This window comes from Corynebacterium sphenisci DSM 44792, assembly GCF_001941505.1.
GTDB classification, from domain to species: domain Bacteria; phylum Actinomycetota; class Actinomycetes; order Mycobacteriales; family Mycobacteriaceae; genus Corynebacterium; species Corynebacterium sphenisci.
This window is the reverse complement of record NZ_CP009248.1, coordinates 636515-658848: the sequence shown is the minus strand read 5'-3', so window position 1 is coordinate 658848 and position 22334 is coordinate 636515. Positions and strand designations below refer to the sequence as shown.

Below are 22334 nucleotides of genomic sequence, written 5' to 3'. Positions count from 1 at the left end.
CACGCCGCCCCGGGCATACTGCGCACCCGCCGCCGCGCACCGGAGAAACCGGGCGCCGACCAGGGGATTTTACAAGTCGCCGACCGCGGCGCTATATTTCATCTCGTTGCCGCGCGGGCCGCACCGCCTGCCCGACGACGTCGAGCGCCATTAGCTCAATTGGTAGAGCAGCTGACTCTTAATCAGCGGGTTCGGGGTTCGAGTCCCTGATGGCGCACCGCGAAAGGCCAGGCCGGAGGTTTCCCAACCTCCGGCCTGGCCCTCTTTTCGGGGGTGCCCGGCCGCGGCCGGGGACATGCCAGGATGGGGTCATCGGCCCGCCGCGGACCCCGCGGGCCGGCCACCGCGCCCCGCCGCCGAGGGAGGTTGCCCGCCATGGACCCGGACACGTTCGCCGTCACCGGGATCGCCGAGCCGCTGACCCGGGTCTCCCCCGCCCTGGGCCGGCTGCGGCTGGCCCTCGCGCTGCCCCCGGTGCTGCTGGGGGCCGGGGCCGCGGCGGTGGCCGCGATCGCCCTCGATCCGCGCTGGTGGGCGGCCGCGGGCGCCGCGACGCTGCTCGCCGCGTGGCTGGCCTGGCTGCTGCCCGCCCAGGTGCGCCGGATGGGCTGGGCGGAGGCCCCCGAGGAGCTGCTGCTGGCCCGCGGCCGGCTGTGGCGCACCGTCACCGTGGTGCCCTATGGCCGGATCCAGTTCGTCGACGTCACCGCCGGGCCGCTGCAGCGGGCCCTGGGCATCGCGGAGCTCACCGTGCACACCGCCTCGGCGACCTCCGATTCCCGGCTGCGCGGGATCCCCGCCGCGCAGGCCCACCCGCTGCGGGAGCGGCTCACCGGCCGGGCCCGGGAGAGGCTGAGCGGGCTGTGAGCGGGCGGTGGCGCCGGGTGCACCCGGCCACCCCGCTGCTGCGCGCCTGGGCGGGGCTGCTCACCGGGGCCGCCGCCGCGGTGGCGCAGGCCGATCCCGCCGGGGTGGCCGCGCTGCGCCGGTGGCTGGCCGCCGGCCCCGGCTGGGCGGCGCCCGCCGCCGCGGTCGCCGCCGTGCTCGCGCTGCTCCTGCTCGGGGCGCTGGCCTGGGCGGCGAGCCTGCCCTGGTGGCGGGCGATGGGCTTCCGGGTGGCGGACGGCGAACTGCGCGTGGTGTCCGGGGTGCTGCGCCGGCGCAGCCGCTCCGCCCGGCTGGATCGGGTGCAGGCGGTGGATCTGGTCGAGCCGCCGCTGCCCCGGCTGCTGGGCCTGGCGGCGGTGCGCGTGGAGACCGCCGGGGGCGCCGATTCGGTGCTGGTGGTGCGCTATCTGCGGCGGGCGGAGGCCGTCGCGCTGCGCGCGGGGCTGCTCGACGCGGCCGGCCCCGCCGAGGCCGCGGAGCGGCCCGGCGGCGAGATCCCGGCCGCACCCGCCCTGGTCGCCCCGGTGCCGGTGGCGCGGATCCTCGCCGCCGCGGCGCTGCGCGGGACCGGGGTGGCCGGGATCCTCGCCGGGATCGCCGCGCTGGCCACCCCGGCGGGCCTGGCCGCGGCCCCGGTGGCCCTCGCCGCGGCGCCGGCGCTGTGGGCGACGGTGGATCGGGGCTGGCGGTTCACCGCGCGCATCGCCGGGGAGGAGGTGGTGCTCGGCTACGGCCTGGCCGAGCGACGCCGGCGCACCATCCGGCGCGGCCGGGTGCACGCCGTGGAGCTGGACCAGCCGCCGCTGTGGCGGCCGGCGGGCTGGTGGCGGGTGCGCGCCGATGTCGCCGGCTACGGCGACCGGGACGATGCCGCGGCGACCACCCTGCTGCCGGCGGGGCCCCCGGAGGCGGCGCTGGCGGTGCTCACCGCCCTCGGCGGGGCCCCGGCGGCCGCGGTGGCGGCCGGGCTGGACCCGGGGCGGCCGGCGCCCGGGGCACTGCGCAACCCGGCCCGGGCGGGCTGGGTCGCGCCGCTGCTGCACCGGCGCCGGGCGGTGGCCCTGGTGCCCGGGGCCGGGGAGCAGCCAGCGGCGATCGCGCTGCACCGGGGGCTGCTGCACCGCCGGGTGGCGGTGGTCGCCCCGGCGCGGGTGCAGGAGCTCACCCTGCGCCGCGGGCCGGCGGGGGCGGCGCTGGGGCTGGCGGAGCTGCGCCTGGATCTGGTCACCGGGCCGGTACGGATGCGCGCCCGGGGCCTGGCCGCCGCCGATGCGGCCGCCCTGCTGGCGCTGCTGCGGCGGCGCCGGCTGCCCCCGCCGGAGCCCGCGGGCTGAGCGGGCCCGGAGACGGCGAGGCCCCGCCGGCGGTGCGGCGGGGCGGGGTGCGCCGGGCTACTTGGAGACGTTCTCGATGAGCTCGCGGATCCGCTCGATCTCGGCGCCGCGCTTGCGGTTGCTGACCACCTTGGCCACGATGAGGCCCACCACCGCGGCGGCGCACACGCCCAGGATGGCCTGCACCTGCGGGTCCTTCAGCCGGTCGGCGGCCTGGGACTTGGCGTCGTCCGCGAGGCTCTTCGGGTTCGCGCGCTCGGCGAGCTCGTCCAGCGTCCGGGCGAGCTGGGTGCGGTTGCGTTCGATGTCACGCTGGATGGCGTCAATGTTGCGGGCCACGGGGACTCCCCTGCTGTTCGGTGATCGGCTTGTCTGCGCACGAGACTAACACCTTCCGCCGCGGTGAAGGCTCCCCCGCGGCCGGATCGGCTCGCTACGATGCGGAACATGACCGACACGCCCGCCGCCCCCACGCCGCCCGCCCGGCTCGCCCCCGGCGACGCCGCGCCCCCGCTGGAGCTCACCGCCGACGACGGCTCCGCCATCACGCTGGCGGACTACGCCGGCCGCCGGGTGCTGGTGTACTTCTACCCGAAGGCCAACACCCCCGGCTGCACCGGCGAATCCTGCGATTTCCGGGACAACCTGGCCCGGCTGAACACCCTCGGCATCGACGTGCTCGGGGTCTCCCCGGATTCCCCGGACGCGCTCGCCGCCTTCCGCGCCGAGCACGGGCTGAACTTCGCCCTGGCCTCCGACCCGGAGCGCACCACGATGGCCGCCTGGGGCGCCTTCGGGGAGAAGAAGAACTACGGCCGGGTGGTGCGCGGGGTGATCCGCTCCACGGTGCTGGTCGGCGCCGACGGCACCGTGGAGGCCGCCTGGTACAACGTCCGCGCGAAGGGCCACGTGGACCGGATCCTGCGCGATGTCGCCGACGCCTGAGCCCGCCGCCGAACCGGATGCCGCGGACGCCCCGGAGGCCCCGGAGATCCTGCGGCCGCGCCGCCGGCCCGCGCAGCGGCGCTCCCGGGAGCGCTACGCGCGGATCCTGGCCTCGGCGCGGGAGGTGCTCGTCGACGTCGGCTTCGAGTCCTTCACCTTCGACGAGGTGGCCCGCCGGGCCGGGGTGCCGATCGGCACCCTCTACCAGTTCTTCGCGAACAAGTACGTGCTGATCTGCGAGCTGGACCGGGTGGACTCGGCCGCCGTGGTCGAGGAGCTGGATCGCTTCGCCACGCACATCCCCGCCCTGGAGTGGCCGGAGTTCCTCTCCGAGTTCATCGACCACATCGCCGACCTGTGGGCCGCCGACGTCTCCCGGCGGGCGGTGTGGCTGGCGGTGCAGTCCACCCCGGCGACCCGGGCCACCGCCGCGGACACCGAGCGGCCCCTGATCGAGGCGATCTGCGGGGTGCTCGCCCCGCTCATCCCCAGCGCCGACGACCGGGTGCGCCGGTTCGTCGCCGGGCTGCTGGTGCACACCACCTTCTCCCTGCTGAACTTCAGCGTGCAGCAGGGCGCCCCGGCGATGGGCGAGGAGCATTACGAGCTCACCGTGCAGGAGGTCAAGCGGATGCTGATCTCCTACCTGATGACCGTCGCCGAGGCCCGCTGACCCGGGGCCCGCCCCGGCATCCCGGATCGCCGCCGGCCCCCGGTCCCGCGCTCGCGGGACCGGGGGCCGGCGCCCCCGCCGGGGGCGCCCCCTCAGCGGGCGGGGCCGTCCGGATCGGCGGCGGTGAGCGCGGCCACCGCCACCGCGTAGTCGCCGTCGTGGCTGATGCTCACCGAGAACCCCGCCCCCGGGTGCCCGGCGGCCACCGCGGCGGCCACCGCCCCGTGCAGGCGCACCCCGGGCCGGCCCTGGGCGTCGGCCGGGATCTCGATCTCGCGCCAGTCCAGGTCCTCCTCGGCCAGCGCCGGCGGCAGCCCGAAGCGGGTGGAGGACCAGGCCTTGAACACCGCCTCCTTCGCCGCCCAGCGCCCGGCCAGGTGCCGGGTGAGCCGGTCCCCGCCCAGGCCCCGGGCCCGGGCGGCGGCGAGTTCGCCGGGGGTGAACACCCGCTCCGCGAAGACGGTGCCGGGCCGGTCCAGCTGCTCGGCGAAGGCGGCGACGTCGACCAGGTCGACGCCCACCCCCCGCGGGGCCCGGGCCAGGGCCATCGGGTCCGCGGCGCTCATCGGGCCGCCCCCGGGGTGAGCAGCCCCCCGACCAGCCTCGCGTCCGGGTCGAGCAGCACCGCCTGCTCCACCGCGGCGGTGTCCGGGTAGCCCCCGAGCACCGCCAGCCGGCGCTCCCGGGGCCGCTCGTAGAGCGCGGGCCCGCCGTGCATGGCCTCCTCGATCCGGCGCAGCCCGGCGGCCTCCCGGGCCCGGGCCCGGCGCGCCCAGTCCGCGGCGGCGGCCGGCCCGTCGGCGCGGGCCACCGCGGCGGCGAAGCAGCCCGGGTGCGCGATCGCGACCAACGCGGAGACGTGCCCGAAGCCCAGGGAGGTGACCAGCCCCGCCTTCGGCGCGACCGCGCCGGTGAGCGCCAGCGCCTCGGTGGGCCAGACCAGCCGCGGATGCCGGGCCAGCACCGGGTCCACGCAGTCCAGGCTCCGGTTGCCGGGCACCACCCCGGTGCGCAGCACCTGGGTGAGCCCGATCATCTGGAAGGCGGCTGCCCCGCCCTTGGCGTGCCCGGTGAGGGACTTCTGGCTCACCACGAACAGCGGGTTCGCCGGGTCCCGGCCCAGGGCGTCGGCGAGGCGCTCGTGCAGCTCCGACTCGTTGGGGTCGTTGGCGGCGGTGGAGGTGTCGTGCTTGGACACCACCGCCACCTCCTCGGGGTCGATCCCGTGCGCGGCGAGATCCCGGGCCAGCGGGGAGCCGGCCCCGCCGCGGCCGGCGCCGAGCGCGCCGAGACCGGGCGCGGGGATGGACACGTGCGCCCCGTCGGCGTAGCTGGCGGCGTGCGCCACCACGCCGAGCACCGGCAGGCCCAGGTCCCGGGCCACGGAACCGCGGGCGAGCAGCAGGGTGCCGCCGCCCTGGGATTCCACGAACCCGCCGCGGCGGCGGTCGTTGGGCCGGGAGAACCGGGCGGGGTCGATGCCCTTGGCGGCCATGGCCGCGGAGTCGGCGGTGGCGGCCATGTCCCCGAACCCGGTGATCCCCTCCACGGAGAGGTCGTCGAAGCCGCCGGCGACGACGAAGTCGGCCTTGCCCAGGCGCAGCTTGTCCACCGCCTCCTCCACGCTCACCGCGGCGGTGGCGCAGGCCGCCACCGGGTGCGTCATCTGCCCGTAGCCGCCGACGTAGGACTGCATCACATGCGCGGCGATGACGTTGGGCAGCGCCTCCTGCAGCACGTCATTGGCCCGGGGCGCGCCGAGGATGCCGTCGATGTAGAGGCTGCGCAGCGACTCCATGGCGCCGATCCCGGTGCCCTGGGTGGAGGACACCCGGCCGGGGTGCACGTGGGCGAGCAGTTCGGCGGGGGTGAACCCGGAGGCGAGGAAGGCCTCCACGGTGGTCACCAGGTTCCACAGGCTCACCCGGTCCAGGTTGTCCCGCAGGTCGGCGGGGATGCCGTACACCGCGGGGTCGAAGCCCTCCGGGATCTGGCCGCCGACGAAGCGGCTCATCGCCATCCGCCGCGGCACCTGCACCGCGGTGCCCGCGGCCCGGGTGACCAGCCATTCCCCGTCGGCGCCGGGCCGGGCGGTGGTGTGCTCCGGGTCGGAGTCGACGAAGGTGCGCGCGGTGGCCCGGTCGCGCACCGGGAAGGACAGCTCCCGGTCCAGGTAGACGGTGGTCAGCTCGGTCCTGGTGTTGTCCACCAGGTCCCCGTCGTCGCCGTAGTGGCGCACCCCGACCCGGGCGAGCACCTCCTCGCGCAGCGCCTCGGCGGCGCTCGCCTCGTCGAGCTCCGCCCCGTCGGCGCCCACCCAGCCGTCCTCCCAGGTGATCAGGCCCATGCTCCAGGCCAGCTCCAGGATCCCGGCGGCGGAGACGTCGCCGATCTCGGCCTCGAAGCGGGTCCGCGAGGACCCCCAGGGGCCGAGTTCCCCGGCGCCGACGATGACGGTCATCTCCTCCGGGTCCAGCCGGACGCCGCCGAAGTCCACCTCGGTCCAGTCCAGGGGCCGGCGGGGGGCGGGCAGCGCGGCCAGCCGGCGCGGCCGCTCCCCCTCGTCCCTGCCGGCCGCCCCGGCGCCGGGGGCGTCCTCGGCGGCGCGGGCCGCGGCCTCGGCGGCCAGCTCCCCCAGGACCAGGTCGGCGTCGCCGAGCCCGCCGGTGAGGTCCACGGTCACCGGGGCCCGCCGGGCGCGCTCCCGGGTGCCGGCGTCGGCGTGGTCGAGCAGGGCGGCGGCCATCTCCGCGGTGTCGAAGGTGCGCACCCCGCGTTCCTCGACGAGGCCGACCAGGGGGTCGTTGCCGGCCATCAGCCCGGTGCCGCGCACCCAGCCGATGAGGGCGTGCACCAGGGTGACCCGGCGGCCCCAGGCTTCGGCGGACCAGCGGGCGACCAGGGCGTCCAGGGCGGCCTTGGCCTCCCCGTAGGCGCCGTCGCCGCCGAAGCGGCCCCGGTTCGGCGAGCCCGGCAGCACCACGTGCATCCGGTGGTCCACGCCGGCGTCGGCGTCGATCGCGGCGAGCCCGGTGAGCAGCCGCTCCACGCCCCACAGCAGCAGCCGCGCCTGGGTTTCCGCGGCGGGGCCGGCCTCGGCGGCGGTGCCGGCCACCGGCGGGGCGGCGAAGGGGAAGAGCAGGGTGGGCCGCAGCGCGGGTTTGCGCAGTTCGGTGCCGCCGCCGGCGGCGACCTCCCAGGGGGCGCCGATCCAGTCGATCAGGGCGTCCAGGTCGGCGTAGGAGCCGAGGTTGGCGGGCACCACCCACAGCGCGGCGCCGCCGGCGGCGTGCTCCCGGTAGAGCCGCTTGTAGAAGCCCAGCCGGCCGGGGGTGAGCCGGGAGGTGGTGGCCACCACGGTGGCCCCGCCGGCGAGCAGCCCGGCGAGCACCTCGGCGGCGATGGAGTCCGGGGAGGCCCCGGTGACCACCGCGACGTCCCCGGCGAAGCGGCCGCCGCCCTGCTCCGCGGCCCCGGCGAGGTCCCGGTAGGCGGCGGCGAGCCCCGCCCGCCCGGCGGCCTCGGCGCGATCGGCCCACCAGGCCGCCTGGGCGGCGGCGGCGCCGGGGACCGCCCGCGGGGCGGGCCCGCCGGCCCACATCCGGGCCAGGTCCTCCCGGGCGCTGGCCCAGCGGTCGTCGATGAGCACCGCGCGCTCGGCCTCGAAGGCGGGGGCGACCAGGCGCGGCCAGTCCGGGCCGAGTTCGGCGGCGACGAGATCCACCAGGCGCTCGTCGGCGTCCTCGGCGGCGAAGTCCACCGCCCCGGTGGGCTGGTGGCCGAGTTCGGCGAGGATGGTGCGCGCCGCGACGGCGAGCACCCCGGCCTCCCCGGTGACCCGCTCGGCGAAGTCGCCGAGCGCGGCGGCGTCGACCACCCCGGCGGCGGCCTCCGCCGCCGGCGGGGCGACCGCGATGCCGCGGGCGGCGGCGACCGCGGCCACCGCGGCGTCGATGAGCCGGTCCAGGTCGGCGGCGTCGGCCGGGGCGCCGGGGCTCAGGTGCCCCAGGGCGCCGCCGCGCACCGAATCGCCCTCCCGGCAGCCCAGCACCAGTTCGGCGACCACGGCCGCCGCCCAGCCCTCGCCGAGCGCCCAGTGCCCGCGCACCCGCTCGGCGACGTGGCCGGGCCGGGCCCCGGCGGGCCCGGTGAGCCGGCGCAGCCCATCGGCCAGGGCCTCGTCGAGCACCGGGCCCCAGGGCGACCAGCCGCGGGCCAGGCCCTCGAGTTTGCCGGCCAGCTCCGGCAGCGCCGCGTCGGCGGCGCCGTCGATGGCGCCGAGCCCGAACTCGGTGCCGAGGTCCAGCAGCAGCTGGTTGCGCCGGGAGCTCACCCCGTCGACCAGGGTCTCGATGGAGTCGGCGGCGCCCATCTGCTCCGGGCGCACCTTGGTCCACAGGGCGATGAGCACGGTCGTGGCGTCCGCGGGGGTGAGCCGCAGATCCGCGGGCCGCTCCCCCGATCCCGGCTCCGCCGCGGCGGGGGCCGGGGCGGGGCGGGCCCGGTCGACCGCCTCGGCGGCGGTGCCCGGCTCGGCCCGGCCGGCCGGCTCCGGCCCGGCGGCGGGCCCCGGCTCCGGCTCGCCCGCGGCGGCCCCCGGGTCGGCGTCGGCCGGGTCCTCGTCGCGGGCGAGGACCGCGGCGGCGTCGCGCTCGACGTTGAGCACCTCCGGGGTGGCCGGGTAGGCGCTCCCGCGCAGCGCCGCGGTGCGCGCGGCGAGGTTCGCCAGGGTCGGCGCGGAGCCCACCCCGACCTCGATGAACCGGCGCACCCCGAGCTCGCCGAAGAGCAGGTCCTGGGTCTCGATCCAGCGCACCGGGGAGCAGAACTGCCAGGCCAGCAGCTCCACCAGCAGGGTGCGCGCCAGCGCCGCCGGACGCTTCGCGTGGGCCTCGAAATCGTCGAGGATGCCCCGGGCGACCGCGGAGTCGACGGTGTCCGCGATCGCGGCGACGAAGTCCCGGTCCAGGGCGAAGGGCCGGGCCACCAGGTTGGGGATGTACCGGCCGACCAGGGCGGCCGGGTCCACCTCCGCGGGCAGCAGCCGCTCCAGGTGCTCCCGGAAGCCGGCCACCCCGGGGCGCAGCACGGAGGAGTGGAAGGGCACGTCGATGCCGGGGATGCGCAGCAGCGCATCCTCGCCGACGGCCGCGGCCAGGGCGGCCAGGCCGGCCACGGTGCCGGCGACGGCGTACTGCCGCCCGGCCAGGTTGTGGTTGACCACCTCGAGGAACTCGCCGGATTCCGCGGCGACCCGGGCCACGGCGTCGATGACCCCGTCCTCGGCGATCCCGGCGCGGTCCGGGCGCAGCGCGGCGAGCCCGTAGTCGGAGCGGCCGGCGGCGTCCCGGGGCACCAGGGAGTGCATGGTCAGGCCCCGGTGGTAGACCACCTCGAGCACCTCCCCGGCGCCGAGCACCCCGGCGAGGGCGGCCAGCGCGTTGTATTCGCCGACGGAGTGCCCGGCGTAGACGGCGGTCTCGTCGAGCACCCCGGCCTCGCGCAGCTGCGCGGCCTGGGCCAGGCCCAGGGTGGCCATCGCCACCTGGGTGAACTGGGTGAGGTTGAGCACCCCCTCGGGGTGGTGGAAGCGGCGGCCGCGGACCAGCACCTCGGCGGGGTTGTCCCGGACGATGGCGAGCACGGAGAAGCCCAGCTTCTCCCGGGTGTGCCGGTCCGCGGCGGCCCACACCTCGCGGGCGGCGGCGGAGTCGGCGCGGGCGGCCAGGCCCATGCCGGTGGCCTGGATGCCCTGCCCGGGGAAGGCGTAGCAGGTTGGCGGGGCGGCCAGCAGCGCCTCCGCGGTGAGCACCGGCTCCCCGTCCACGGTGGCGGTGACCTGGCGGATCTCGCCCTCCCCGGCGCCGGCGCCGACGCCGCGGCGCACCGCGGTGAGCCGCACCTCGGCGCCGGGGGCGACCGGGGCGAGCATGGTGGCGGTGAAGTCCAGCAGGGCGCCGGTGCCGTCCGCGCCGGCGGCGACGCGCTGGGCGACGGCGGAGAGCCACATGCCGTGCGCGATGGGCCCGGCCAGCCCGGCCAGGCGGGCGGCGTGCGGGTCGACGTGGATGGGGTTGCGGTCCCCGGTGACCGCGGCGAAGGCGGCCATGGACGCCGGGGCGGCGACGGTGGCGGTACCGCGGCCGGCGCGGGGGGTGTCCACCCGCTCCGCGGGGACCCCGCCGCCGGTGCGGGCCACCCCGGCGCCGACCCGGCCGCGGATCGCGAAGCGCTCGGTGAGCGTGGCCAGCGGGGTCTCCGCGCCGGCGCCGTCGACGGCGGCGAGTTCGGCGACGACCTCCACGACCCGGCCGATGTCGGTGTCCTCGATCCCGGTGGCCCGGGCGCGGCTGCGCAGCCGGGCCCCGGTGGCCGCGGCGGCGGCGAGCCGCCCGGCGGCGTCCGGGCCGGCCGGGCGCACCCGGTGCCCCAGGTGCACCAGGGAGAGCATCCCCTCCACCACCGGCTCCCCGGCCGCGGTGCGGGCGGCGGCGAGGACCGCGAACACCGCGGGCCAGGCCGGGCCGACCAGGGCGTCCGGGGCGGGTGCGGCGGACCCGGCCTCGTGCGGGTCCGCCGCGGTCACCGCGGCGTGGTCGGCGAGGTAGGTCCCGTCCAGCGGCGCGGTCCATTCGGCGACGCCCCCGGCGGTGACCTCGGGCAGCTCCCCGCCGGCGGCGATCCGGGTGAGCCCGGTCATCGCGGCGACCGCGTCGGCGGTCTCGACCACCGGCTGCGCCCCGGGGCCGGCCGGGGCGGTGATCCGCACGCTCAGCGCTGCCCCCGGGTCGCCGACGCCGGCCAGCGGCAGCCGCAGCTCCGCGGCGCGGGCCCCGGCCGGGCGCAGGCTCGCCCCGCTGGCGCGGTGCACGGCGCCGTCGTGGTCGGGCTCCCACCGCCCGGGCGCGGCCACCCGGTGCACCGGGTTGGGCTGCTGCCGGCCGGCCCAGGTCACCACCGGGGCGGCGAGCACCGCCGCCACCGGGTCCTCCTCCCCGGGGTGCTCGGCGGCCCCGGCGTCGGCCAGGGCCGCGGCGGCGGCGTCCTCGAAGCGGCCCAGGATCTCCGCGACCGGTTCATCGGCGCGGGTGATCCCGGCCACCGCGGTGGTGCCGGGGATGATGCACACCCCCTCGGCGGGGTAGCGCCCGTCATGGGCCTGCCACAGCGAATCGGAGCGCCACCAGCGGCGCACCTCCTCGTCGATCACGGGCACGAAGGGCACCGGTTTGCCGGGCAGCCGGCACAGGCGCAGGAAGAAGCCCACATCCGCCGGGTGCAGCCGCTGGTCCAGGTCGTAGGCCCCGGCCAGGGCCCCTATCCCGGCGGCCTCGGCGGTGGCGTCCGGCTCGGCGGCCGGGTCGGCGTCGGACGCGGGGCGCACCGAGTCGAATTCCCCGGAGTCGACCGCCGCGAGCCGGGACTCGGTGCGGTCGAGCAGCATCCCGAAGCGCTCCCGCAGGCCCCGGTCCAGCCAGCGGCCGCCCGGGGCGGCGAGCTCCAGGAACCGGCGCAGCACCTCGGCGTAGCTCATCTCGGCGAGGTCGCCGAAGAAGGGTTTGGCGGTGGCGTCGATGGCGGCGATGATCTCCGCCCGGCGGGCCGCGACCGCGGCGGCGTCCCCGGCGACCTCGTCGAGCAGCCGCCCGGCGCGGGCGGCGGCGTTGTCGATTTCGTGGATGTCCGCGCCGAGCTGGCTGCGCCCGGAGGCCATCCCGCCGGCGGCGCCCCCGGCGGGCACCCAGCCGTCCACCCCGGCGGTCTCCACCAGCATCCGCTTCACCCCGGGGGAGGCGGTGGACTCCCGGGCGGCCATCGCCGCGGTGCCGATGATCACCGCGTCCACCGGCATCGCCGGCCGGCCGTGCGCCCGGGCCCAGGCGCCGGTGAGGTACTCCGCGCCGCGTTCCGGGGTCCCGATTCCGCCGCCGACGGCGAGCACCACGTTGTCCCGCTCCCGGATCCGCGGGTAGCGGGCGAGCAGCAGGTCGTCGAGCTCCTCCCAGGAGTGGTGGCCGCCGGCGCGGCCGCCCTCGACCTGCATGATGATGGTCGCCGCCGTCCCCGCCGCGATGTCCAGCACGGCGTCGATCTGGGCGAGGGTGCCGGGTTTGAAGCTGATGTGCGGGATGCCGGCGGCGTGCAGCTGCGCCACCAGGGCGATGGCCTCCTCCCGCTCCGGGATCCCGGCGGAGACGGTGACCCCGTCCAGGGGCGCCCCGGCGGCGACGGCGCGCTGCACCAGGCGGTGGCCGCCGATGTGCAGCCCCCACAGGTAGGGGTCGAGGAACATGGTGTTGAACTGGGCGGCCCGGCCCGGGTGGAGCAGCTCGCCGAGCCGGGTGACGTTGGCGTCGAAGATCTCGGGGGTGACCTGGCCGCCGCCGGCGAGCTCCGCCCAGTAGCCGGCGTTCGCGGCGGCGGCGACGATGCCCGGGTCCACGGTGGTGGGGGTCATCCCGCCGAGCAGCACCGGGGGCCGGCCGGTGACCCGGGTGAAGGCGGTCTCCACCCGCACCCGGCCGCCGCGGCGCACCAGCCGGGGGGCGTGCGCCGACCAGGGCCCGGGGCGCTCCGGGGCGGAGCCGGGCTCGAAGAGGGCGGCCTGGCCGGCGGGGGTGGCCGCGGCGATCACGCCGATGCCGCGGCCGGCGACCAGCTCCCGGGTGAGCGCCGCCACCCCGGCCCCGGGGCCGAGCTCGAGGATCCAGCCGGCCTCGACCGCGTCGACCTCGGCGGGCCAGTCCACCGGGTCGACGAGCACCCGCCGGGCCAGCTCCCCGGCGAGCCCGGCGTCGATCCCGGCGACGGCGGCGCGTTCGACGGTGCGGGCCACCGCCCCGGCCATCCCCGGGTGGTGGTAGCCGGCCTGCACCGGCAGCCATTCCAGGACCGGGGCGAGGCCCCGGCCGCCGCGGCGCTTGGCCTCGATCTCGGCGGCGTCGCGGGCGGCGGCCTCCTCCAGGCCGGCCCGGGTGGCCGCGAGGTCGGCCGGGGGCCCGACGACCACCACCCGCTCATGGGAGTTCACCAGGCCGAGCACCGCGGCGCCGGCCAGATGCGGGCGGACCTGGTCGGGGCGGGCGCCGCGCACGGCGAGCATGGGGGTGCGCCCGCCGGCGGCGCCGAGATCGGCGAGCCGGGCCCGGCGGGCGACCTCGACGCCGAGGATCTGGGCCAGGGCGAGGATCTCGGCGAGGCGCTCGGGCGACTCCGCGGCGGCGACGCCGAGGACGCCCTGGGAGTGCCCGATCCGGGCCTCGGCGGCGGCGGGGTCGACGCCCTGGGCGGCGAGCAGATCGAGCATCGCCACCTGGGCGGCGAGGATGCCGGGGGTGCTCACCGCCGGATCCGCCAGCCGGTCGGGGGCGGGCACCCCGGGGATGGCCGCCGGTCCGGCGGCCGCGGCCTCCCCGCCGGCGGCCCCGGCGAGATCGGCGACGGAGTCGTCGACCCCGGCGGTGCGCGCGGCGGCGAGCGCCCGGGCCCAGCCCAGGGGGTCGAAACCGGCCGGGCGCTGCCCGGCGAGGTCCTCGGCCAGCGGCGCGAGCATCGCCTCGGCCTCGGCGAGGGCGGCGGCGAGCCGGCCGTCCACGCCGGCGGCGGCGCAGGTGGCCAGGGTGTCCAGCCAGGGCCCGCCCTGGCCGGAGAAGGACAGGGCGAAGCCCTCGCCGGCGGCGAGCCGGCTGCCCAGGGTGGCCCGCACCGCACCGGCGGCGGGTCCGGCCGCGGCGGCGGCCGCCCATTCCATGGCGGCGCCGGCGGGGGCGGCGGCCCCGGCGGCGGGGGCGGCGTGGGTGATGGGCGGCGCCGCGGCGGGGGTGCGGCTGTCCCGGGTGGGGGTGACGGTCACGGGGTGGCTCCTTGGTCGGCGGCATGGCCGGCGCCCCGCCCGGGTGACCCCGGGGCGGATAACGCCGTTATTTCAGGGGCCAAATATGCCACAGGATCATGAGGATTCCATCATGTTTCGCCGGCGATGGCGGGCCTTCACGTGACCCGGGCCACATCAACGCGACCGACGGCCGCCGAAGGCGCAGGTCGCGTTTTGGTTACGAATGTTTCTATCCCGAAGAAGTGTGAGGAAGCTCACGTGCGCGGGGGGCGCCCCCGGCCCGCGACCGGCTCGTCCAGCAGCCGCCGGGCCGTCTCCGCCGCCGCGGCCAGCCGCCGCGCGGCCTCCGCGGCCTCGGCGGGGGCGACCCGGCCGGTGAACTGCGCGCAGGGGTGCTCGGGCACCACGGTGTCGTCGGCGACGATGCCGCGCTCGGCGAGCCAGGCGTCGAACTGCCGGGAGATGCTCATCGGGATCCTCCTCCACCGGGCCGGGCGGCCCCGGTCCCGAGGATAGGCGGCGGGGGCGGCGGCGGGATCGGCGGCGGCGCGCGCCCGCGGGCAATGGTTAGACTTCCCTCAAGTCGCCGCAGTAGGGGAAAGGACGCCCGTGATGGACGTGGAGGACCTCCTCGCCGGAATCCGGGGCCGCCGCATGCTGCTGGGCTACGCCCGGCGGCTGGCCGAACGCGGCGCCGGCACCGCCGCCGCCGATCTCACCGCCGCGCTCTTCCACGCGGAACTGCAGCTGCTGCGCCCCGCCCCCGCCCCGGCGGAGCCGGAGGAGGGCGACCCCGCCCCGCTGGGCCCCGGGGAATGGACCCGCGCCCCCGGCCCGGCCGGCGCCGGCGACGACCCGGGCGGGGTGCACGGCGGCCCGTCCGGGGAGCCGGTGGACGCCGCCGCCGCGGAGGTGGCGCTGCACCTGGACCGGGTGGACCTGGGCGTGCCCCATGACCCCGAGGGCACCGATCTGCTGCTCGCCCTGGCCGACTCCGTCGCCGCCGCCCGGTACTGGCAGGCCCCCGACGAGGTGGACCGGCTGTGCGCCCAGCCGGCGGTGCGCGCCGCACTGTCCCGGATCGCCGCCCATGCGCTGGCGGTGGAGCCGATCGGCTGGTGGGACGCCCCCGTCCACCCGGACGCCCAGGCGCGGGTGATCTTCGAGGGCGCCCCGGAGCCGGACCGGGAGCCCGCGGAGGTCCTCGCCGCCTGGCGCGGGGAGGTGCTCGCCGATGAGCGGCGCAACGCCCGGATGCGCCGGCGCCGCCCGGAGCGCGGCTTCAGCGGGGTGTGGTGGTCCCGGCCGCCGGCGGCGCTGCCCGCCTCCACCCGGCGGCTGGCCGGGGGCCGCCCGGCCGGGCTGGACCTGGTGGAGGACGCCCTGGACTTCCGCCGCGCCGAGGTGCGGGATCTGCACGTGCCCGCCGGGGCGCGGGTGCTGGAGATCCACGGCCCCGCGGACTGGGCGCGGCTGTGCCGGGAGCACCCCCTGGAGGTCACCGCCTCCCGCCGGGACGACTGGCGGGCCGCCACCGGCCGCACCGGGACCTGGGTGCTGCCGGACTGGTCCGCGCTGGCCCGCGGGCATGACGGGGTGCACCTCAGCGTCGCCGGCTACCTGCGCTGCGCCGGGGAGCCGATCGAGGTCGGCGACGGGGCGGCCTCGGTGGTCGCCGGCTGGGGCCCGGACGAGACCTGGTGGTTCGGCCGGCCCTGGACCGGGGCCGCGGAGCACTGGGGCCTCGACGTCGCCGGGGTGGACCCGGTGTGGCTGCGCCGGGGCGAGGGTGCGCCCGGGGAGACTTGAACTCCCACGTCCGAGGACACTGGAACCTAAATCCAGCGCGTCTGCCAGTTCCGCCACGGGCGCGCCGGTCGGGCGGGGGCCTCGACCGGGAATCAGCTTAACGGGATAGGCTGGGCCCGTGGCAACCGACAACGCAACCGACGCACCCGGCCCCGGCGCCCAGCCGATCCGCCGCCGGGTGCGCATCGTGCAGCTCATCTTCCTGGTCGCCGCCGTGATCGCGACTCTGCTGCTGGCCTACTGGCAGTTCAGCCGCTGGAACACCACCAACTCCTTCCAGAATCTCGGCTACGCCCTGCAGTGGCCCGCCTTCGGCGTGTTCTTCATCTGGGCCTACCGGAAGTACATGCAGTACGAGGCCGAGCGCGCCGCCGGCGACCCGGAGGCCGCCGCCCGACCCCGCGAGGGCGAGATGACCGAGATCCCGGAGGGCTTCCTGCCCCCGCGCCCCACCGGGGACGCCACCGCCGACGACCCCGACGAAGGAGAGGACCGACCGTGACCGAGACCCGCCAGGACCCCGACCGGCCCGCCGCCCCGGTGAGCCCCGCCCGCGCGAAGCGGGTGAAGGTGGCGCTCACCCTGTTCTCGATCACCGCCTACGTCACCGGCATCATGCTGCTCACCCTGGTCGCCGCGATGGTGACCGTGTACGGCTTCATGGACTACGGCTTCGCCGACGGCCAAACCAAACCGGGCTGGTTCACCCCGATCGCGGTGGTGCACGGCTACTGCTACATGGCCTTCCTGATCGCGGTGGTGAACCTGGGCACCAAGGCCCGCTGGGCGCCCTCGAAGTGGATCGTCACCGCCCTGGGCGGGGTGGTGCCGCTGCTGTCCTTCTTCGTGGAGAAGCGCCGCCGCGAGGAGGTCGTCGCCAAGTTCGCGCTCTAGGCGCGGACCCGGCCCCTCCCCCGGGGACGCCGACGGGCCGCGGGATCCGCACCGGATCCCGCGGCCCGTCGGCGCATCCGCCGGCCGCTCAGGCCCCGGCGAGCCGGGCCAGCTCCGGCAGCAGCAGCCTCAGCGCCCGGCCCCGGTGGCTCAGCGCGTCCTTCTCCCCCGGGGCGAGCTCCGCGGCGCTGCGCGGGGCCGCCCCCAGCCGATCCAGATCCTCCCCCGCGGCGACCCGGGCGTCCTCCTCGGCGGGGATGAACACCGGGTCGTAGCCGAAGCCGCCCGCCCCCCGCGGGGACCCGGCGATCCGGCCCCGCCACTCCCCGCGCACCACGCGCTCGCCCGCACCCGCGGCCGCCCCGGGGGCGACCAGCGCCACGGTGCACACGAAGGCGGCGCCGCGGCGCTCCGCGGGGGTGTCCCGCAGCTGGGCGAGCAGCAGCGCGTTATTCGCCCCGTCCTCGCCGTGGCCGCCCGACCAGCGCGCGGAGAGCACCCCGGGCATGCCGTTGAGCTCGTCCACGGCGAGCCCGGAGTCGTCGGCGACGCAGACCAGGCCGGTGGCCCGGGCCGCGTCCCGGGCCTTCGCCAGGGCGTTGTCCTCGAAGGTGCGCCCGGTCTCCGGGGCCTCCGGGAACCCGGGCACCTCGTCCAGGCCGAGCAGCTCGACCCCGGCGATCCCGGCGCCGTCGAGCATCCGGCGCAGTTCGCCGAGCTTCCCCGCGTTGCGGGTGGCCACCAGCAGCCGCATCACGCGCCCCCGCCCCTCAGGCGCCCGCCCCGGGCAGGGTGCCCGGGTAGGGCGCGCGCAGCACCTCCTGCTGGGCGGCGATGAGCTCGCGCAGCCCCTTCTCCGCGTGGTCCAGCATGGCGTCCAGCTCCGCCCGGCCGAAGGTGCCCTGCTCCCCGGTGCCCTGGATCTCCACGAAGCGGCCCGCGGCGTCCATCACCACGTTGAGGTCCACCTCCGCCCGGGAGTCCTCCGCGTAGGGCAGGTCCAGGCGCACCTCCCCGTCGATGATGCCCACGGACACCGCCGCCACCGGGGGCTTCAGCGGCGTCCCGGGCACTGCCCCGGCGGCGTGCAGGTAGGTCAGCGCATCGGCCAGCGCCACGTAGGCGCCGGTGATCGCGGCGGTGCGGGTGCCGCCGTCGGCCTGCAGCACATCGCAGTCGATGTGGATGGTGTTCTCGCCGAGCTCGCCGAGATCCACCGCCGCGCGCAGCGCCCGGCCCACCAGCCGGGAGATCTCCTGGGTGCGGCCCTTGACCTTGCCGCGGACCGCCTCCCGGGGCATCCGGTCGTGGGTGGCCGCCGGCAGCATCGCGTACTCGGCGGTGAGCCAGCCCTCCCCGGAGTCCCGCTTGAACCGGGGCACCGACTGCTCCACCGAGGCGGTGCACATCACCCGGGTGTTGCCGAAGCAGACCAGCACGCTGCCGGCCGGGTTGTCGGTGAAGCCGCGGGTGATGGACACCGGGCGCATCTCGTCATTGGCGCGGCCGTCGGGGCGGTTCGAGGCGGGGGCGGGATCGGGGGTCTGGTTGGTCTCGGTCATGGGCCCACCGTACCGGGCGGTCCCCGCCGGCGGCGCGGGTCCGGCCCGCTCAGCCGAGGTCGATGACCATCCCGCGGCGGGCCAGGCTGATCTCCCCGGCGAACTCCGCCCGGGCGGCGGCCAGGGCGCCCGCGCGGTCCCCGTAGGGCGGGATGTGCGTGAGCACCAGATGGGCCACCCCGGCCTCCCGGGCCACCCGGCCGGCCTCCGCCCCGGACATGTGCATCGCCTCGGCCACCGCGGCGGAGCCGTCGCCCCAGGTGGCCTCGCAGAGCAGCACGTCGGCGCCCTCGGCCAGCTCCACCACCTCCGGGGCGTAGGCGGTGTCCCCCGTGTAGGCGAGCACCCGGCGGCCGTCGTCCACCCGGAACCCGTGGGTCTCGATGGGGTGCGTCATCGGGTAGGCGGTGACGCGCACCCCGGCGACGGTGAAGGGCTCGCGCACCGGGGTGTGCCGCAGCTCGAAGCTGTCGCCCAGGTCGTCGACCTCCGCCCCGGCCTCCGCCACGGCGTGGCCCACCCGCAGCGCGGTGTCCGCCGGGCCGTAGAGGAGGTTGCGCCGCCGCGCCGGGGCGGTGGGGTGGTAGCGCCGCCACACCATCAACCCCGGGATGTCCATGCAGTGGTCGGCGTGCAGGTGGCTGAGCAGCAGGTCCACCGTGGAGGGGTCGCCGCGGCGCTGCAGTTCGCCGAGCGCGCCGGGGCCCAGGTCCATGACGAAGGAGCCGCCCGGCGCGTCCACCAGGTACCCGGAGGCGGGCTCGTCGGGGGCGCACATGCTCCCGGAGCACCCCAGAACGGTGACTCTCATGATTCCACTGTGCCACGAAAACGGCCCGCCGGACCCCGGCGGGCGGCCCGGCGGAAGCGATCTCACATCCCCCCGGGGCCGGTGACCTCCGTCACAACGGGGCCGAGGAAACGGCGCGCCAGCCGCTCGAAGGGCTCCGGATCCCCGGTGGCCTCGAAACGCAGCGTCGGCTCCGGATCCACCCCCGGCTCGGCGAGCAGATCCGCCTCGCTGAGCACCCGCAGCACGTCCTTGGCGGTCTCCTCCGCCGAGGACACCAGGGCCACGTCCGGGCCCATCGCCAGCTGGATCACCCCGGACAGCAGCGGGTAGTGGGTGCAGCCGAGCACCAGGGTGTCCACGCCGAGCTCCTGCAGCGGGGCGAGGTAGCCCTCCGCCAGGCCCAGGATCTGCCGCCCGGAGGTGATCCCGCGCTCCACGAAGTCCACGAAGCGGGGGCAGTCCACGGCGCCGACCTCCACGCCCGGCACCGCGTCGAAGAGGTCCTGGTAGGCCCGGGAGCGGATCGTCGCCGCGGTGCCGATGACCCCCACCTTGCCGTTGCGGGTGGTCGCCACCGCCCGGCGCACCGCCGGCAGGATCACCTCCACCACCGGCACCGGGTAGCGTTCCCGGGCGTCGCGCAGGAAGGCGGCGGTGGCGGTGTTGCAGGCGATCACGATCATCTTGCAGCCGCGGGCGACCAGATCATCGGCGATCGCCTCCGCGTAGCGGCGCACGTCGGCGATCCGGCGCGGCCCGTAGGGGCCGTGGGCGGTGTCCCCGACGTAGATGATCGACTCATGGGGCAGCTTCTCCACGATCGCCCGGGCCACGGTGAGCCCGCCCACCCCGGAGTCGAAGATGCCGATCGGGGCGGCGCGATCCGGCTGCGGCGCGTCCGGGGCGGGGTCGGGGGCGGGGGCGGGGTCGGTCATCATCGGATCTCCAGGGTGCGTCGGGGGCCGGGGCGGCGCCGGGGCCGCAGCAGCGCGGCGGCGAGGATCCCGCCGAGGGCGCCGAAGAGGTGCATCTGCCAGCTCACCCCCATGGTGGTGGGGAACACGCCCCAGACCATCCCGGAGTAGCCGGCGGCCAGCGCCGCGCCGAGCAGGATCTGCCCCGGCGCCCGATTGTAGAGGCCCCGGACCAGCAGGAAGGCCAGCCACCCGTAGATGAGCCCGGAGGCGCCGATGTGCACGTCCCCGGCGGCGCCGAAGAGCCAGGCGCCCAGGCCGGAGGTGAGCGCCACGATGAGGGTGACCCGGCGCCACAGCCGCCGCGAGGAGAAGGCGATGAGCCCGGCGAACACCGCCGCCGGGCCGGTGTTGGCGCTCAAGTGCCCGTAGTCGGCGTGCAGCAGGGGCGCGGCGAGGATCCCCCACAGGCCCTCCGGGTCGCGGGGGCGCACCCCGAACCAGTCCAGGGCGCCGCCGAAGACCACCGCGTTGATCAGGAACACCGCCCAGATGGCGATGGTGAAGCCCACCGCCACCCGCACCGCGGAACGGAGGCCGCCGTCGGCGGCGCGCACCGGCGCGGGCCGCCGGGCCGGGGTGCGGCGGGCGGCCGGCGGGGCCGGCGGGCGGGTCATCGGGGGTCCTCCTCCCGGCGCCCCGGGCCACCCGGGCGCGCCGCCGGCCATGCTACGTGGCCCCGGCGCCGCGGAACGCCGGGGCATCGGCCAGGGGGTCGGCGGCGAGCACCGCGTCGGCGATGGCCGCCTGCACCGCATCGGCCGCGGCGGCGGCCAGCGCCGCCAGCAGGTCCACGGCCACCCCCGGCGCCGGCCCGGCGCGCCCGGAGCCGAGGTCGCCGAGGCAGAACAGGGTGTCGCCGTCCATCGGCAGATGCGCCGGGCGCACCGCCCGGGCCAGCCCGTCCTGGCCGCAGATCGCCAGCCGCCGGGCCTGCGCCGGGGTGAGCGGGGCATCGGTGAGGATCGCCCCGATGGTGGTGTTGGACCGCGGCGCCGCCCCAACCGCCCCGCGCGGGATCTTGGTGAGCCCCAGGAAGCGCTCCCCCAGCGCGGCCATCGTCGCCGGATCCAGCGCCCCGGCGTCCGGGTCGGCGAAGAGCCGGCCATCGGCGCCGGCGACGGCGCCGAGCGGGTTGGCGACCACCACCGCGGCCACCGTCGCCCCGCCGAGGGAGGCCGGCAGCCGCACCGCGGCCCGGCCCAGCCCGCCCTTGAGCGCCCCGGCGCGGGCGCCGATCCCGGCGCCCACGCAGCCGGAGCCGGCGTCGGCGCCGTCCGCGGCCAGCGCCGCGGCCAGGGCGGCCCGGCCGGTGGCCGCGTCCGGGACGTCCGGGGCGCCGAGCAGCAGATCGAAGATCACCGCCGCGGGCACCACCGGGATCCGGATCCCGGGGTGGTCCTCGTCGACGAGCACCCCCACCCCGCGCTCGCGCAGGCCGGCGAGCACCCCGTCGGCGGCGGCCAGGCCCGGGGCGGAGCCCCCGGCGAGCACCACCGCGTGCACCCGCTCCACGGTGGCCGCCGGATCCAGCGCATCGGTCTCCCGGGTGCCGGGCCCGCCGCCGCGGACGTCCACCGCGCCCACCGCCCCGCCCTCGGCGAGCAGCACGGTGACCCCGCTGTCCCCGGCGGCGGCGTGGCCCAGGCGCAGCCCCGGCAGCGCCTCCACGCCCGCGGCGGCGCCGCGGGCGCATTCCGCCCCGAAGGCGGCGGCGGCCAGGTCCCTCACCGGCGCATCATCTCCTCCAGCAGGGACTCCTGGTTGTAGCCCAGCCACTGGTAGAGCGCGTCGGTCTGCTCGGAGCGCTCCAGGGGCCCGGCCATGTTCTCCAGGGTGACGTGCAGGAACAGCCGCAGATCGTTGATCCCGGCGACCCAGGCGGCGGCCTGCTCCTCGGTGAGGCTCACCGTCCCGGAGCCGCCGGCCTCGGCGAGGGCGTCGATGATGGCGCGCAGCTGCTCCAGCTTCGCCCGGGTGATGTCCGACTCGTGGATGGTGCGCAGCATCGCGTTCTCCCCCTCCAGCTGCTCATCGTCGGCGCGCTCGAAATCCGGCAGCAGCCGGGCCAGCCGCGGATCCTCCGGGGCCCGGGAATGCCCCGAGGGCATCCCGGTGAGTTCGCTGAGCTCATCGCGCGGGGCGGAGCGGGCGCGCGCCATCAGCGCATCCGACACCGTCGCCGCCAGCTCCCCGAGCAGCTGGTGCTCCTGGGGCTCCAGCACCGTCTGGTACCTGGGCGCCCCGCCGAGCAGCCCCCGCCTACGCCTCCATGGCCGCATCCGGCCCGCTCCCTTCCGCCGCCGGCCTCCGCCGGCCCGGCACTAGTCGGCCTGCTGCATCGTCGCCCACAGGCCGGCCTTGTGCAGCTTCTTCACGTCCGCCTCCACCTTGTCCCGCTCACCGGAGCTGACCACCGCGCGGCCCTCGTTGTGCACCTTGAGCATCAGCTCATGGGCCTCCGCCCGGCCCAGGCCGAGCAGCGTCTGGAAGACGTAGGTGACGTAGCTCATCAGGTTCACCGGGTCATCCCACACGATGCACAGCCACGGCTTGTCGGCCTTCGGGTCCGCGGCGACGGCGACGTCCTCGACGGGGGTGGCGGCGGGAGTGGTCATGGGCCCCAG

Annotated in this window: 19 protein-coding genes and 2 tRNA genes; 8 read left to right on the top strand and 13 right to left on the bottom strand. The window is 77.7% G+C overall.

The window, feature by feature from the left end; genetic code table 11:
• Positions 1-144: 144 nt before the first annotated feature.
• The 3 genes from CSPHI_RS03030 to CSPHI_RS03020 all read left to right on the top strand — a co-directional run bounded on the left by CSPHI_RS03030 (position 145) and on the right by CSPHI_RS03020 (position 2222).
• Positions 145-217 (top strand) — tRNA-Lys (locus tag CSPHI_RS03030).
• Between the two features lie 158 nt (positions 218-375).
• Positions 376-867 carry a PH domain-containing protein gene (locus CSPHI_RS03025; RefSeq protein ID WP_075691444.1) on the top strand — a complete coding sequence of 164 codons (492 nt, stop codon included), beginning with the start codon at positions 376-378 and terminating at the stop codon, positions 865-867.
• Positions 864-2222: a PH domain-containing protein gene (locus CSPHI_RS03020; RefSeq protein WP_075691443.1), complete on the top strand. Its 1359-nt coding sequence runs from the start codon at positions 864-866 to the stop codon at positions 2220-2222. The genes CSPHI_RS03025 and CSPHI_RS03020 overlap by 4 nt, the downstream gene beginning before the upstream one ends.
• A gap of 57 nt (positions 2223-2279) precedes the next feature.
• On the opposite strand, the gene CSPHI_RS03015 is transcribed toward CSPHI_RS03020, so the two are convergent.
• Positions 2280-2561: a DUF3618 domain-containing protein gene (locus CSPHI_RS03015; protein WP_075691442.1), complete on the bottom strand. Its 282-nt coding sequence runs from the start codon at positions 2559-2561 to the stop codon at positions 2280-2282.
• Positions 2562-2669: 108 nt separating this feature from the next.
• Here CSPHI_RS03015 and CSPHI_RS03010 point away from each other — a divergent pair, with 108 nt between their 5' ends.
• On the top strand, positions 2670-3167 hold the full coding sequence (locus tag CSPHI_RS03010) for a peroxiredoxin (RefSeq protein WP_075691441.1): 498 nt from the start codon (positions 2670-2672) through the stop codon (positions 3165-3167).
• Positions 3151-3840, top strand: coding sequence for a TetR/AcrR family transcriptional regulator (locus CSPHI_RS03005; RefSeq protein WP_075691440.1), 690 nt, complete (start codon positions 3151-3153; stop codon positions 3838-3840). The genes CSPHI_RS03010 and CSPHI_RS03005 overlap by 17 nt, the downstream gene beginning before the upstream one ends.
• Positions 3841-3932: 92 nt before the next feature.
• Here CSPHI_RS03005 and acpS read toward each other — a convergent pair whose 3' ends face one another.
• The 3 genes from acpS to CSPHI_RS02990 all read right to left on the bottom strand — a co-directional run bounded on the left by acpS (position 3933) and on the right by CSPHI_RS02990 (position 14145).
• Positions 3933-4406: a holo-ACP synthase AcpS gene (gene acpS / locus CSPHI_RS03000; RefSeq protein WP_245803339.1), complete on the bottom strand. Its 474-nt coding sequence runs from the start codon at positions 4404-4406 to the stop codon at positions 3933-3935.
• Positions 4403-13693 (bottom strand): fatty acid synthase subunit beta domain-containing protein, encoded by a 9291-nt coding sequence (locus CSPHI_RS02995; RefSeq protein WP_425429732.1) that lies wholly within the window; start codon positions 13691-13693, stop codon positions 4403-4405. The genes acpS and CSPHI_RS02995 overlap by 4 nt, the downstream gene beginning before the upstream one ends.
• 236 nt (positions 13694-13929) lie before the next feature.
• Positions 13930-14145 (bottom strand): hypothetical protein, encoded by a 216-nt coding sequence (locus CSPHI_RS02990; RefSeq protein WP_075691439.1) that lies wholly within the window; start codon positions 14143-14145, stop codon positions 13930-13932.
• Positions 14146-14287: 142 nt separating this feature from the next.
• On the opposite strand from CSPHI_RS02990, the gene CSPHI_RS02985 reads away from it, so the two are divergent.
• Positions 14288-15484 carry a hypothetical protein gene (locus CSPHI_RS02985; RefSeq protein ID WP_075691438.1) on the top strand — a complete coding sequence of 399 codons (1197 nt, stop codon included), beginning with the start codon at positions 14288-14290 and terminating at the stop codon, positions 15482-15484.
• On the opposite strand, the gene CSPHI_RS02980 is transcribed toward CSPHI_RS02985, so the two are convergent.
• Positions 15466-15547: transfer RNA gene (locus CSPHI_RS02980), tRNA-Leu, on the bottom strand. The genes CSPHI_RS02985 and CSPHI_RS02980 overlap by 19 nt on opposite strands.
• A 55-nt stretch (positions 15548-15602) precedes the next feature.
• Between CSPHI_RS02980 and CSPHI_RS02975 the strand changes: the two genes are divergently transcribed.
• Together CSPHI_RS02975 and CSPHI_RS02970 are read left to right on the top strand one after the other, a co-directional pair.
• Positions 15603-15986, top strand: coding sequence for a hypothetical protein (locus CSPHI_RS02975; protein ID WP_075691437.1), 384 nt, complete (start codon positions 15603-15605; stop codon positions 15984-15986).
• A complete protein-coding gene (locus CSPHI_RS02970) occupies positions 15983-16378 on the top strand; it encodes a DUF3817 domain-containing protein (protein ID WP_075691436.1) in 396 nt (131 codons plus the stop codon). Before CSPHI_RS02975 ends, CSPHI_RS02970 begins: the two co-directional genes overlap by 4 nt.
• Before the next feature lie 88 nt (positions 16379-16466).
• Here CSPHI_RS02970 and CSPHI_RS02965 read toward each other — a convergent pair whose 3' ends face one another.
• The 8 genes from CSPHI_RS02965 to clpS form a co-directional block, all read right to left on the bottom strand.
• Positions 16467-17132 (bottom strand): non-canonical purine NTP pyrophosphatase, encoded by a 666-nt coding sequence (locus CSPHI_RS02965; protein WP_075691435.1) that lies wholly within the window; start codon positions 17130-17132, stop codon positions 16467-16469.
• Between the two features lie 16 nt (positions 17133-17148).
• Positions 17149-17940, bottom strand: coding sequence for a ribonuclease PH (gene rph, locus CSPHI_RS02960; protein ID WP_075691434.1), 792 nt, complete (start codon positions 17938-17940; stop codon positions 17149-17151).
• 49 nt (positions 17941-17989) lie between these two features.
• On the bottom strand, positions 17990-18751 hold the full coding sequence (locus CSPHI_RS02955; protein WP_075691433.1) for an MBL fold metallo-hydrolase: 762 nt from the start codon (positions 18749-18751) through the stop codon (positions 17990-17992).
• A 62-nt stretch (positions 18752-18813) separates the two neighbouring features.
• On the bottom strand, positions 18814-19668 hold the full coding sequence (gene murI / locus CSPHI_RS02950; protein WP_075691432.1) for a glutamate racemase: 855 nt from the start codon (positions 19666-19668) through the stop codon (positions 18814-18816).
• Entirely contained in the window at positions 19668-20324 is a 657-nt protein-coding gene (locus tag CSPHI_RS02945; RefSeq protein ID WP_075691431.1) for a rhomboid family intramembrane serine protease, read from the bottom strand. Before CSPHI_RS02945 ends, murI begins: the two co-directional genes overlap by 1 nt.
• A gap of 52 nt (positions 20325-20376) precedes the next feature.
• Positions 20377-21429, bottom strand: a complete 1053-nt coding sequence (locus tag CSPHI_RS02940; RefSeq protein ID WP_075693664.1) for a P1 family peptidase — start codon at positions 21427-21429, stop codon at positions 20377-20379.
• 5 nt (positions 21430-21434) lie between these two features.
• Positions 21435-21989, bottom strand: a complete 555-nt coding sequence (locus tag CSPHI_RS02935; RefSeq protein WP_075691430.1) for a DUF2017 domain-containing protein — start codon at positions 21987-21989, stop codon at positions 21435-21437.
• A gap of 42 nt (positions 21990-22031) precedes the next feature.
• Positions 22032-22325 carry an ATP-dependent Clp protease adapter ClpS gene (gene clpS / locus CSPHI_RS12225; protein ID WP_084210202.1) on the bottom strand — a complete coding sequence of 98 codons (294 nt, stop codon included), beginning with the start codon at positions 22323-22325 and terminating at the stop codon, positions 22032-22034.
• Between the last annotated feature and the right edge of the window lie 9 nt (positions 22326-22334).